Here is a 12,328-nt window from a genome sequence, read left to right as displayed (position 1 = left end):
GGGGGCACCGTCTTCCCGAGCATCCGGAGGTCCACCGTGAGCACGACCCAGACGCCCCTTCCGCCCGTCGTCGACGCCGACACGTGGCGACGCGAGCTCGACGCACTGCGCGTGCGGGAGAAGGCGGCGACGCGAGAGCTCGATGCGATCGCGGCCCAGCGACGGCGGCTGCCGATGGTCGAGCTGCCCGACTACACGCTCGTCGGGGCCGACGGTCCGGTCGCGCTGTCGGAGATCTTCCGCGAGCATCGACAGCTCATCGTCTACAACCACATGTGGACCGACGGCAACGAGTGGCAGTGCCCAGGGTGCACCGGCTTCACCTCGCAGTTCACGCGGCTCGACTTCCTCGAGCGGTACTACGACGCCCGCTTCGTGATCGTGACGAACGGGCCGATCGATGAGGCACTGGCCTACCGCGACCGGGTGGGCAATCGCATGACGTGGTTCTCGAGCGCCGACAGCACGTTCGGCGCCGACATGGATGCCGGTCCGAACGAGGGCTTCGGCGTGAACGTCTTCCTGCGCGACGGCGACACCGTGTATCGCACCTGGCACACGAACGGACGAGGCACCGAGCGCATGAGTCAGCTGCAGGGGCTCGTGGACCTGCTCCCCTACGGCCGCCAGGAGGAGTGGGAGGACTCCCCGGCCGGATGGCCCCAGCACGGCACGTACGATCAAGGGATGGGTTCGAAAGAGATCGCCGCTCTGTACGGGGCCGGCAGCTGAGGCGCGCGACGGTCGCGGTCACCGCCGTCGCCGCGCTGGTCCTCGCCCTCTCGGGCTGCGTCACGACCATCTCCGACCCGCCTGCGCCTTTCCTGCCTCCACCGGCGGGAGCGACACCGGACTACCAGCTCGGCGGGGCCTATGCACCCGCCGACGGTGTCGGCATCGTGGGTCGGGACCGCTCGGATGACCCCGCCGAGGGGCTGTACTCGATCTGCTACGTGAACGGTTTCCAGACCCAGCCGGGCGAGCTCGACACCTGGCCCGACGACCTCGTGCTGCAGAGCGGCGGCGAGCCCCTGTTCGACCCCGACTGGCCGGACGAGGCTCTGCTCGACACCTCGACCGACGACCGCCGCGAGCGCATCGCCGAGATCGTCGGTCCGTGGATCGAGGGGTGCGCCGAATCGGGATTCGAGGCGGTGGAGTTCGACAACCTCGACTCGTACACCCGCTCTGACGGTGCGCTCACCCTCGATGAAAACCTCGCCCTCGCGGCGCTGCTCGTCGACGTCGCACATGACTCCGGGCTCGCGGCCGGGCAGAAGAACGCCGCCGAGGATGCGCCCCTGCTGCGCGAGCGCGCCGGGTTTGACTTCGCCGTGGTCGAGGAGTGCTCCGTCTATCAGGAGTGCGGAGCCTTCACCGATGTCTACGGCGACGCCGTGATCGACATCGAGTACTCGGATGAGCTGCCGCGGTCGTTCGCCGAGATGTGCGCCGACGACGAGGCGCCGGGGTCGATGGTGCTGCGGGATCGCGACCTCGTCACGCCGGGGCACGAGGAGTACGTGTTCGAGACGTGCTCCTGATCGCTGGCGGGCGAACCCCCTGGGATACACCCACTCTCCTCTTCGAGAGCCAGCGCACGCACGTGTGCTAATTTTCGAGCGGCGTACCAACTTGGAGGATTACATGTACAAAACCAAACGACCGCTTCTTGCGATCATTGCCGCAGGCGTGATCGCCACGATGTCAATCCTCCCAGCGGCCACGGCTTCTGCTGCCCTTGAGATGCCCCGAGTCGATGTGACGGCGGGGTGGACAACACACGTTCAGAACGTCGGGAACCGCTCGCTGTCACAGCACACAGACCTCGTTGGTGGCACTAACGTACTCAACTTCACGCTAGGAACCCAAGGGAAATCGTTGCGGCTCGAGTACGTCGAAGCTTCTCCGGTACGAATTAATAGCAACATCAGCACCGTTATCCGCAGCAACTACTGCGGCATCAACCTTCAGGGGCACGTTCAGAATATCGGATGGCAGGGTGTGTCATCTCGTGCTGGAACCACCGGTCAAGGGCTGCGGCTCGAAGCCATCAAGATGTGGTCGACGTGCAGTAACGTGAAGATCCGATACTCGGTGCATGTCCAGAACATTGGGTGGATGGACACGAAGACGGCCGGTCAAATGGCTGGAACTTCCGGCAGAGGACTTGCGATCGAAGCTATTCGGGTCAGTATCGAACTCCCGAACCTCAACCATATTCGGGATCGGATCTGGGACTATGAATGCCTCTTGGCGGGGACCTGCTAAGCCCCTCTGCATTTGTTTAGCCGGAGTCGTCGTCCGCCGGCTGCGAACTTCGGCGGCCCGGATCTGTTGCCAAGAGGGCCGGCGGTCGGGCAGCAGAGCGTGATGCACAATCGAGGCCTTCGTGGTCCCTCACAAGAGCAAGGTGTCGCTGCGGCAGACGAGCGACCTGTCGGAGCGCATCGCGGACCTCGACTGGAAGGTGCAGGAGATCGTCATCGTGCCGAGCGACCGCATCCCGGACGGAGCGGACACCTCCGGCCGGGAATGACGGTCTCTACCGGTGGAAGGGACACCCGCCCGACGCGGGTGCCGACGCCGAGCGGACCTTGCCCCCGGAGCGGGGCTTCGTGGGCAGTCGGCGCCGGTTGACGTCCAGCCCGTCGTCGAGGATCCGCAGACCGGGGTCGCTGAGCACCGTGACCGCTGCGGCGAGCCCCGCGATCGCGAGCTTCTCGCCGGGGCATCGATGGCCGGTCGCGACGTCGGCCCCGCCATGCGGGATGAACGCGGCGAGCGCCTCGTAGTCTGCGCCGACATCGCGGAAACGCTCCGGGTCGAACCGCTCGGGACGCGCCCAGAAGCGGTCGTCGGTATTGGTGCCGAGGATGTCGAGCACGACGCGGCCACCGGCATCCACTTTCTGCCCGTCGAGGTCGACGTCGGCGATCGCCCACCCGGGGAGCATCGGCACGAACGGGGACGTCCGTCTGATCTCCTGCGCGAACATGATCGACAGCGGTCCACCGACCAGGGCGCCCCGTTCGGCGGCCTCGGCGGCGATGCGCTCACGCCACTCGGGGTGCTCGTTCAGCGCCTTGGCGGCGAACGCGACGAAGCGCGCGACGGCGATCATCGGACGGATGCTGTTCTGCAGCTCGACCCCCGCGATGCGCGCGGGCAGCAACTCGCCGTCCTGATCGCGGTGGTGCGCCCACTGCTCGAGCGCTGTTCCCGGCTCGGCACTGAGCGCACCGTGCCGCACGGCCTCGATGAGCCGCGCGGAGTGGCGGTCGGACCACCAGCGGTTGGCCAGAGCGGCGAGGTACTCCGGTGAGTACGGCGAGCCGAAGCCGTCGACGATCTGGGCGAGCCGGGCCGCCCACCGTGTCTTCGCTGCGGGCGTGCCGGGCACACCGGCCCACCCCATGATCGCTCGGCCCAGCGCACCGACCGCCGCGTCGTAGGCGCTGCGGGTGCCGCCGTCGAGCCAGGCCCGACGTTCGCTCTGCCACTCGCGCTCGAGCCATGGCGTCAGCCGCTCGACCTGCTCGTCTTCATAGGCGACGTCGATGAACGTCGCCTTGCGGTGCTTGTGCGCGTCACCGTCGAGGCTGTGCACGGAGCCGTGGCCGAACAGGCTCTCCTGCACGAGGGCCGGCATCGCCCCGGAGCGCGCGATGCGGGTCTCGTCGTAGAACAGCTCGACGCCCTCGACGCCGCGCACGAACACGGTGTCGTCACCGAGCAGACGCATCGGCGCCGACCTCGCACCCGGTCGCACCCTGCGCCAGATCCGTGGACCGAAGCCGTAACCGCGGGTGAGCAGGGTGGGTGCGTCGTCGTGCGCGAGAGCGCCGAGTCTGCGAGCGGCGCGAACGGGAAGATCGATGAGTGCCATGACCCGACGTTCGCAGAGACGCGTGCGCTGTTCCAGGGGGAGGCGCCGATGCGGGGTCTGTGGTACGGCCGGTCGGCGCCGCACGCGGCCCGTCAACCCCCTCGGTGGATCGACGCGGAGGCAGGAGCATGAAGGCAACCGTCACAGAAGGAGCCGACATGGCCAAGAACGTGCGCACGATGAACTGCCGCCCCGATGACGTGTTCCGGGTGCTGGCCGACGCCTGGCTCTACCCGGCGTGGGTCGTCGGCGCGTCGCGCATGCGCGACGTCGATGACACCTGGCCGCAGCCCGGCGCCGAACTGCACCACTCGGTGGGCGTCTGGCCCGCCCTGCTCGACGACACCACCGTGGTCGAAGAATGGGATCCCCCGCACCGGATGGTCATGCGTGCGAAGGGCTGGCCGATCGGCGAGGCCCGCGTCACGCTGCGAGTGCGTTCGCACGGCGACGGATCTCTCGTCCGCATCGACGAAGAGCCGGTGCGTGGCCCCGCCACCCTCGTGCCGCGCGTGCTGACCGCTCCTCTGCTGCGCTGGCGCAATTCCGAGACCTTGCACCGGCTGGGATACCTCGCCGAGGGAAAGGCCGGCTGAGTCCGGAGCCCGAGCGGGGCTGACCGGCACGTGAGCCGGCTGCGCAGTACGGGCTGCACAGCCGGCGGTCACCGTCAGACGGTGGAGGGCTGGAGCACGACCTTGATGCAGCCGTCGGCCTTGCGCTGGAAGGTCTCATAGAGACCCGGAGCGTCTTCGAGCGGTGCGGTGTGGGTCGTGAGATCCATCACGCCGAGCGGGTCGCTGAGATCCTCGACCAGCGGCATCAGGTCGTCGATCCAGCGCTTGACGTTGCACTGGCCCATGCGGATGCTGACCTGCTTGTCGAACAGCGTCTTCATGGGCATGATGTCGGCATCCCCGGCGTAGACGCCGCTGAGCGACACCGTGCCGCCGCGGCGCACGACGTCGATCGACGCATAGAGGGCGGCGAGGCGATCGATGCCCGCCTTGTCGAAGACCTGCCTGGCGGCGGGGTCGGGCAGCAGACCGACAGCGCGCTGCACGAGCTTGATTCCCGGGTTGCCGTGCGCCTCCATGCCGACGGCGTCGACGACGGCATCCGCCCCTCGTCCGTCCGTGAGGTCTCGCAGCTCTGCGACGACATCGTCGGTCAGGTCGAAGACCTCGGCGCCGTGTCGGGCGGCCATCTCGCGTCGCTCGGCGACGGGGTCCACCGCGAGCACGCGATATCCGCGGTGCGCGCCGACGCGGGCGACGAACTGGCCGACCGGCCCGAGTCCCATCACGGCGAGCGTTCCGCCGTCCGGCACATTCGCGTACTCGACGCCCTGCCAGGCGGTCGGCAGGATGTCGCTGAGAAAGAGGTAGCGCTCGTCCGGCAGGTCGGAGGCGACCTTGATGTGGTTGTAGTCGGCGAGCGGGACCCGGAGGTACTCGGCCTGCCCGCCGGGGACCTGCCCGTAGAGCTTCGTGTAGCCGAACAGCGAGGCGCCGCTGCCGTATTCCTTCACCTGCGTCGTCTCGCACTGGGACTGCAGGCCGCGCAGACAGAAGAAGCAGTGGCCGCACGAGATGTTGAACGGCACGACGACTCGATCGCCGACCGCCAGATCGCGCACGGCGCTTCCCACCTCGACCACGACGCCCATCGGCTCGTGGCCGAGGATGTCGCCTTTGTCGAGGAACGGGCCGAGCAGTTCGTAGAGGTGCAGATCCGAGCCGCAGATCGCCGAAGAGGTGATCCGGACGATCGCATCCGTCGCATGCTCGATGACCGGGTCGGGCACCTCCTCGACCGTCACGTTGCGCGTGCCCTGCCAGGTGAGTGCCTTCATGGTGTCCTCCTCGGGGATGTCGGATGTCCACCCTCCGTCGCTCGCGCTCGATACGACAGAGGGTTGACACACCTCGCCCTCGGTGGGCGGGGGTCAGCGCGGCGCGGCGACCAGATGGGCGCGCTGCTCGGCGAGCGGACACGAGAAGACGTCGCGCTGTCCGAGTCCGACCCGATTGATGTAGCGCACGACGATCGCGTAGGACGCGAACAACCCGACCTGGGTGTACTTCACATCGTGCGCCTCGCAGTAGGCGGCGACGAGCGGCGCTGCCCGGCGCAGGTGCGGCCGGGGCATCGACGGGAACAGGTGGTGCTCGACCTGGTAGTTCAGGCCGCCCATCACGACGTCGATCACGCGACTCCCCCGCACGTTGCGGCTCATCAGCACCTGCCTCCGGAGGAAGTCCAGGGTCAGGTCCTTCGGAACCACGGGCATGCCCTTGTGGTTCGGCGCGAACGAGATGCCCATGTAGAACCCGAACAGGCCCAGCTGCACCGCGAGAAACACGAACGCGATGCCCGGCGACAGCACGATGAACACCAGCGTGACGAATCCGATCATCCGGATGCTGAGGAAGACGATCTCGGCCCACCGCCGCTCGAGTCGTCCGCGGGTGACCACTCGTCGGACACTAGACGCGTGCAGCGACAGCCCCTCGAGGAGCAGGATCTGGAAGAACAGCAGCCCCTGGTGCGCCTGCAGCCAGGTGACCGCCGCGCTGCGGCGACGTGCGGCCGTCTCAGGTGTGACGGCGATGACCGGGAGTTCGATATCGGGGTCGGCCCCGAGCTTGTTCGGGTTCGCATGATGGCGCGTGTGCTTGTGCTGCCACCAGCCGTAGCTCATTCCCACGAGCAGATCGCCCAGGACGATGCTGGTCCAGTCGTTCCACCGCCCCGACACGAAGATCTGCCGGTGCGCCGCGTCGTGGCCGAGGAACGCGATCTGCGTGAAGACGATCGCGAGCACAGCAGCGGTGAACAGCTGCCACCACGTGTCGCCGATCCAGACGAAGGCGGCGAGGCTGACGGCGACGACCAGCGGGGCCGCGATGAGTTTGGTCCAGTAATAGCCGTACCGACGGCGAAGCAGTCCGCGTTCGCGGATCTGCTGCGCCAGCTCGGTGAAGGTGCTCGATCCGCCGCGCGCGGTGTCGCGTGGGCGAGTGCGGATGGTCTGACCGGTGGCGTCCATGACGACCTCTTCTCCGAAGTCATCCGCTGTCGACACGAACAGCTCCGCTACGGCCCACTGTGGTGTCCTGCGGGCTCTGATGCCGACGGTACGCCGGTCGCGTCCGCGCACAGCGGGCCTTGACAATTCCCCGGTGCGGGTGTGGGGCCGGCCGCTCTCCGTCGGCACGCATAGTACGTCCATCCCCTCGCCACGTCGAGGGAGGGTGTCGATCCGTCGCTGAGGCGCACAGTGGCCCCACACCCAGCAACGACCGACGGAGGCCGACATGTATTTCCACGTTCAGGAGTTCATCAACGAGATCGCTCAGGACGAGCCGGATCCCGCCGCGGCGAACGCACTGCAGGAGGGCCTCGGCGGACAGTTCGGCGAGATGCGCACGATGATGCAGTACCTGTTCCAGAGCATCAACTTCAGAGGCCCCGACGGCAAGCCGTACAAGGATCTGATCCAGGGCATCGGCACCGAGGAGATCAGCCACGTCGAGCTCATCGGCACGACGATCTCACGCCTGCTCGACGGATCGCCGCAGTATCAGGGAAAGCCGACCGACCCGGTCGACAAGCCCGGTGCCGGCGGTGCGACGCCACTGAACATCGCCCTCGACACGAGCAACATCCACCACTACCTCGTCGGAGCTCAGGGCGCCCTTCCGGTCGACGCGGTCGGCAACCCGTGGTCGGGTAGCTACGTCTACAACTCGGGCAACCTCGTGCTCGATCTGCTCTACAACCTGATGCTCGAGTCGACCGGCCGCCTGCAGAAGTGCCGACTGTACGAGATGACCGACAACAAGACCGCCCGCAGCACCATCTCGTACCTGATCGTCCGCGACCAGGCGCACGAGAACGCGTATGCCAAGGCGCTCGAGACCCTCGGCGTCAACTGGCGCACGTCGCTGCCCATTCCCAAGACCAACGCCGAGCAGTTCCCCGAGGTCAAGAAGCTGCTCGATCTCGGTCTGCAGAGCAAGAACTACTCGTTCGATCTGACCGCGCAGTCCGAAGCGGGCAAGATCTTCCAGGGCGCCTCGCCGTCGAACGACGGCACCACCCTGGATGCCAGCGAGCAGGCGCCCGTCGGCGTGCCGATGACGATCTCTCCCGAGCGGCTCGAGGAGTTCTCGCCGGGTGCCGACAAGGAGCTGCGTGCGCTGATCGAGGCGACCGCCGCGATGGAGATGGCCGACATCGACGCCACCTTCGGTCGCATGTCCTGAAAGACGGTGTGCGGGCCGGCGGATGCACAGCCGCCGGCCCACGATATTATGGGATGCTGGTATCGCCCCCGGTGATCATCCGATCGCGTCTCATGACATGGGTTCCGTGGCGCAGTGAGGAGATCATGATGGGAAAGCTCGTCTACGAAGGCAGCGTCAAGGCCGACATCGAAGACCGCGCCCTCACGCACCTGCAGCTCGTGATCACGGCCAAGCTGCGTCGAGGGGAGCCCTTCAGCTTCACCTGGCGCGAGGACATGAGCGTCGGCGGCGGCCGCACGACCGTCTGGGTGCACGCAGGCAGCTCGCTCGTCTTCAAGTACAGCGGAAGCCGTCAGCCCTCGATCAACCGCGCCTGGATCGAAGCCCTCGCGTTCACGGCCAGCGCGCCGAGCGGTCTCTACCTCGTGCCCGAGCCCGCAGAGGGCAGCGCACCGCCGGCAGAGCGTCTCGACGTTCCCGCGCACGCCTGACGAAGGGGAGAATGGGGAGGTGTCCCCGAACCCCCCGCGGCGACTGCTCGCCTCCGTGCAGCGCATCCTGCATACCGATCCCTCCGCCGTCGCCCACACCGAGGCGATGCCCGTCATCGACGAACGCACCGTGCCGCGGGTCTTGGATCTCGCCACCCGCATCGGCGAATCGATGTTCGGTGTCGGTGCCTCCGCTCACGAGGTGACGCTGGCCATCACCCGCGTCTGCGCCGCGTACGGCATGCGAGACGTGCAGGTCGATGTGACCTACAACTCGATCACGGTGTCGTTCCACCTGAGCGGTGAGGTCTGGCCCGAGACGCTCGTGCGCGTCGTGCGGGTGGCGGCGCCCGACCACGCCAAGCTGCAGCGTGTGCAGGCCCTGGTCGCCGACATCGACGACGGCCTCGATCTGGAATCGGCGCGCACCGCCTACCGCGTGCTGCGCCGCGTGCCGTTCCGCTACCAGCAGCCTGTCGTCATCGTGGCCAGGGCGCTGCTGGCCGTCGGCGTCAGCATCATGCTCGGCGCCTCGGCGCTCATCGTCGGGCTCACCTTCGTCGCGGCGCTGTGTGCGGCACTGACCCAGGCGGGTCTCGCCCGCGCCAGGGTCCCCCTGTTCTTCAGCCAGATCGCCGGAGGCTTCGTCACCACGGTCGTCGCGGTCGCCGTCTCGGCGCTGGGCTCCGCGGGCATCGAGCCGTTCGTCGGCATCCGCCCCTCGATCATCGTGGCCTCAGGAATCGTGCTCATGCTCGCCGGCCTCACCGTCGTCGGTGCCGCGCAGGACGCGATCGACGGGTTCGCGCTCACCGCGGGCGGGCGCATCCTCGACCTGACCATGCAGACGCTCGGCGTCGTGATCGGCATCCTCGTCGGCCTCGAAGTCGGCAGCGTGCTCGGCTTCACGATGGGCCTGCCAGACGACCCGGCCCCGTTCGGTCCGCTGCTGAATCAGTTCCTCGGGGCGATCATCATCGCGATCGCCGTCGCCGTCTTCAACGGCGCCGGCATCCGCATCATCCTCGTCAGCGCGCTGCTCAGCGCCGTGACCATCGCCGGATACTCCGCCATGGTCGGCGTGAACCTGCACCCGGCGGCGGCGAGCGCGATCGGCGCACTGCTCGCCAGCTTCATCGGGATGCTGATCGCCGTGAAGCTGCATGTGCCGTCGGTCGCGGTGACGACGGCGGCCATCGTGCCGCTCGTTCCCGGTGTCGCGGTGTTCCAGGGGCTGCTCGAGATGATCCACTCGGCCGGGTCGGCATCGGGCGTGGTGGGCATCGGAGGGTCGCTGGTCGACGCCGTGGTCATCGGCATCGCATTGGCCTCGGGGGCCTCGCTCGGTCTGTATCTGGGCACGCCGGTGCGCGCCACCCTCACCAGCGTCGCGAAGACGCGGGCGCGGGTCGTACGGCGCTGAGCCGCCGCGTTTCGGCCCTGTCAGACTCGGGGTCCGAGCGTCCCCGCGTCAGCCTCTCCCGCCGCGTCCCCTTTCAGCTCGACGAGGATCGTGTGCGTCGGCGTCGTTCCCGTGTTCTCGCCCGAGTGCCGCTGGGCCGGGATCCACACCGCCTGGCCCGCGGTCAACGATGTGTCGAAGGTTCGCTCCCCGGCTGTGAGCCGACGCGAGAAGTCGCTCAGGGTGATCATGACGGTGTTCGGGTGGTCGTGCGGAGTCGTCTGATCACCTGGCTCATCGGTGTACTCGAGCACGCGGACGAACTCGTTCTCCCAGAGCGTCCGGTAGTGATCAGGATTCGTCAGAGTGGGATCGTCGGTGATCATGCGGTCACTGTACGCTCCGCGATCCCACTCCGACAGGGGCATTTCGAGCGGCCTGCGCCGCCTGCAACCGCTCAGCCCCTGGACCTGACGATCAGGCGTCGGCGCGCACGGACTCCAGCGACGGGTAGTCGGTGTAGCCCTCGGCCGTGCGGCCGTAGAACAGCGCGGGACGAGGCTCGTTCAGCTCGGCATCCTCACGCCAGCGCTCGACGAGGTCGGGGTTCGCGATCACGGGTCGGCCGGCGGCCACGGCATCTGCCCATCCCTCTGAGACGAGCATCTCCGCCTCGTCGCGGGTCGTGGGCGAACCGAAGCCGGAGTTGATGATGAGGGGCGCTCCGAGCGTGCGACGGATGCGCTGCACGAGCTCGCTCGTCGGGGCGGCGTTCAGGATGTCGACGAAGGCGAGGCCGAGCGGTGCGAGGCCCTTGGCGACGGCGAGGTAGGTGGCGAGCGCGTCGTCGTCGTCCTCTTCGAGGACGCCCTGGATGTTGTGCTGCGGCGACAGACGGATGCCGGTGCGGTCGGCACCGACGGCCTCCGCGACCGCACGGGTGACCTCGATGGCGAAGCGGGCGCGGTTCTCGGGTGATCCGCCGTACTGGTCCTCGCGGATGTTCGACACCGGCGAGAGGAACTCCTGCACGAGGTAGCCGTTGGCTCCATGCACCTCGACGCCGTCGAAGCCCGCGGCGATCGCGTTGCGCGCGGCCTGCGCGAACTGCTCGACGACCATCGGGATCTCGTCGAGGGTCAGGGCGTGGGCGACAGGCATGTCGACCTTGCCCTCAGGAGTGTGGGTCTGGCCGGGAGCGGCGAGTGCGCTCGGGGCGACGACGCGCGGCTCACCCGAGATCGCGGGGTGAGAGACGCGGCCACCGTGCATCAGCTGCATGACGATGGTGCCGCCCGCGTCGTGCACGGCGTCGGCGACGGGCCGCCAGCCGGCGATCTGCTCGGTCGTGACGATGCCGGGCTGTCCGGAGTACGACTTGCCCTCGGCCGCCGGCCACGTCCCCTCCGAGATGATGAGGCCCTGACCCGCCCGCTGGCGGTAGTACTCGACCATCGTCTCGGTCGGCACGCCGTCATCATCTGCACGCGTGCGGGTGAGAGGCGCCATGACGACGCGGTTGGACAACTGGAGGGCGCCGAAGACGGCCGGTTCGAAGAGAGTCACGCTCAGGGGTAAGGCGCGCGAGGGGTGCGGTATTCCCCCGCCGCGATATGCAGGCCGGATGCTCAGCCTGCTGCGCCGCCGTACATCTCGCCCACGGGGACCGCCACCGGCAGCACATTGCCCGGCTGCGCGAGCGGGCACGCCCATGCGGGGTCGTACGCGCAGGACGGGTTGTAGGCGAAGTTGAAGTCGAGCACGATGGTGCCGCGCTCGGCATCCGATCCGAGGTCCGCACCCTTGATCGTGTCGATCAGGTAGCGGCCTCCCCCGTACGTGCCGCCCGGACGACCGGCGAGCGCGTCGCGCACCGGGACGAAGATCCCACCGCCGTAGGTCGTCAGCCGCCAGACGTCGAGCGATCCGGTGTCGGGGATCTCGACCCTTCCTATGCGCTCGAACGGCACCACGCCGTCGGTGCCGGTCGCGAAGTCGAAGCCGCCGGGCTCCGCGGGCAGGATGGGCAGCTCGAAGCGCCACTGCGGGTCGTAGGAGGCGATCGGCAGCCCCTCGAAGAGCGGACGGTCGTCAGCCAGCAGCGGGGTCGCCGCGTGATGCAGCATCAGGTCGTCGCGCTCGATGCGCCACAGCTCGTGCGCCTCTTCGGCGGAGTCCGCGCGGCGCACCGCGTCGTAGAGGGCGAAGACCCGACGCCTCCAGTCGACGACCTCGGCGGCGGTGCGGGCTTTCGTGAGCGTCATGTCCTTCAGGCTACGCGGATGCGGTGACG

At 68.1% G+C, this 12,328-nt stretch carries 14 protein-coding genes; 8 read left to right on the top strand and 6 right to left on the bottom strand.

Annotation, left to right across the window (positions count from 1 at the left end; translation table 11 throughout):
- The first annotated feature begins 36 nt into the window (after positions 1 to 36).
- From RU09_RS09810 to RU09_RS18500, 4 genes are all read left to right on the top strand, one after another.
- Positions 37 to 732: a DUF899 family protein gene (locus tag RU09_RS09810; protein WP_042540040.1), complete on the top strand. Its 696-nt coding sequence runs from the start codon at positions 37 to 39 to the stop codon at positions 730 to 732.
- Positions 657 to 1,544: an endo alpha-1,4 polygalactosaminidase gene (locus tag RU09_RS09805; RefSeq protein WP_082041081.1), complete on the top strand. Its 888-nt coding sequence runs from the start codon at positions 657 to 659 to the stop codon at positions 1,542 to 1,544. Before RU09_RS09810 ends, RU09_RS09805 begins: the two co-directional genes overlap by 76 nt.
- A 103-nt stretch (positions 1,545 to 1,647) precedes the next feature.
- Positions 1,648 to 2,271 (top strand): Ig domain-containing protein, encoded by a 624-nt coding sequence (locus RU09_RS09800; protein WP_156145900.1) that lies wholly within the window; start codon positions 1,648 to 1,650, stop codon positions 2,269 to 2,271.
- Between the two features lie 121 nt (positions 2,272 to 2,392).
- Complete coding sequence (locus tag RU09_RS18500) at positions 2,393 to 2,539, top strand: hypothetical protein (RefSeq protein WP_156145899.1); 147 nt, start codon at positions 2,393 to 2,395, stop codon at positions 2,537 to 2,539.
- Positions 2,540 to 2,545: 6 nt separating this feature from the next.
- Here the strand turns inward: RU09_RS18500 and RU09_RS09795 are convergent, their stop codons facing one another.
- Complete coding sequence (locus tag RU09_RS09795) at positions 2,546 to 3,889, bottom strand: cytochrome P450 (protein WP_042540035.1); 1,344 nt, start codon at positions 3,887 to 3,889, stop codon at positions 2,546 to 2,548.
- Positions 3,890 to 4,047: 158 nt separating this feature from the next.
- Here RU09_RS09795 and RU09_RS09790 point away from each other — a divergent pair, with 158 nt between their 5' ends.
- A complete protein-coding gene (locus tag RU09_RS09790) occupies positions 4,048 to 4,485 on the top strand; it encodes an SRPBCC family protein (protein ID WP_042540158.1) in 438 nt (145 codons plus the stop codon).
- A 74-nt stretch (positions 4,486 to 4,559) separates the two neighbouring features.
- Here RU09_RS09790 and RU09_RS09785 read toward each other — a convergent pair whose 3' ends face one another.
- Positions 4,560 to 5,744 carry a zinc-dependent alcohol dehydrogenase gene (locus RU09_RS09785; RefSeq protein ID WP_042540033.1) on the bottom strand — a complete coding sequence of 395 codons (1,185 nt, stop codon included), beginning with the start codon at positions 5,742 to 5,744 and terminating at the stop codon, positions 4,560 to 4,562.
- Between the two features lie 93 nt (positions 5,745 to 5,837).
- A complete protein-coding gene (locus RU09_RS09780) occupies positions 5,838 to 6,941 on the bottom strand; it encodes a fatty acid desaturase family protein (protein WP_042540156.1) in 1,104 nt (367 codons plus the stop codon).
- 268 nt (positions 6,942 to 7,209) lie between these two features.
- Here RU09_RS09780 and RU09_RS09775 point away from each other — a divergent pair, with 268 nt between their 5' ends.
- The 3 genes from RU09_RS09775 (at position 7,210) to RU09_RS09765 (ending at position 10,056) form a co-directional block, all read left to right on the top strand.
- Positions 7,210 to 8,160: a manganese catalase family protein gene (locus tag RU09_RS09775; RefSeq protein WP_042540031.1), complete on the top strand. Its 951-nt coding sequence runs from the start codon at positions 7,210 to 7,212 to the stop codon at positions 8,158 to 8,160.
- Positions 8,161 to 8,288: 128 nt separating this feature from the next.
- Positions 8,289 to 8,633, top strand: a complete 345-nt coding sequence (locus RU09_RS09770) for a DUF7882 family protein (RefSeq protein WP_042540154.1) — start codon at positions 8,289 to 8,291, stop codon at positions 8,631 to 8,633.
- 19 nt (positions 8,634 to 8,652) lie between these two features.
- Positions 8,653 to 10,056 carry a threonine/serine ThrE exporter family protein gene (locus RU09_RS09765; protein ID WP_042540029.1) on the top strand — a complete coding sequence of 468 codons (1,404 nt, stop codon included), beginning with the start codon at positions 8,653 to 8,655 and terminating at the stop codon, positions 10,054 to 10,056.
- Positions 10,057 to 10,076: 20 nt separating this feature from the next.
- Here the strand turns inward: RU09_RS09765 and RU09_RS09760 are convergent, their stop codons facing one another.
- From RU09_RS09760 to RU09_RS09750, 3 genes are all read right to left on the bottom strand, one after another.
- On the bottom strand, positions 10,077 to 10,421 hold the full coding sequence (locus RU09_RS09760) for a cupin domain-containing protein (RefSeq protein WP_042540152.1): 345 nt from the start codon (positions 10,419 to 10,421) through the stop codon (positions 10,077 to 10,079).
- A 91-nt stretch (positions 10,422 to 10,512) separates the two neighbouring features.
- The gene (locus RU09_RS09755; RefSeq protein ID WP_042540027.1) at positions 10,513 to 11,601 is read right to left on the bottom strand and encodes an alkene reductase; all 1,089 of its coding nucleotides are present in this window, start codon (positions 11,599 to 11,601) and stop codon (positions 10,513 to 10,515) included.
- A 62-nt stretch (positions 11,602 to 11,663) separates the two neighbouring features.
- Positions 11,664 to 12,299: a DUF1684 domain-containing protein gene (locus RU09_RS09750; protein ID WP_042540026.1), complete on the bottom strand. Its 636-nt coding sequence runs from the start codon at positions 12,297 to 12,299 to the stop codon at positions 11,664 to 11,666.
- Positions 12,300 to 12,328: the final 29 nt, after the last annotated feature.

The sequence above is a fragment of the Microbacterium sp. MEJ108Y genome (genome assembly GCF_000834175.1).
Taxonomy (GTDB): domain Bacteria; phylum Actinomycetota; class Actinomycetes; order Actinomycetales; family Microbacteriaceae; genus Microbacterium; species Microbacterium forte.
This window is presented reverse-complemented; position numbering and strand designations above follow the sequence as displayed.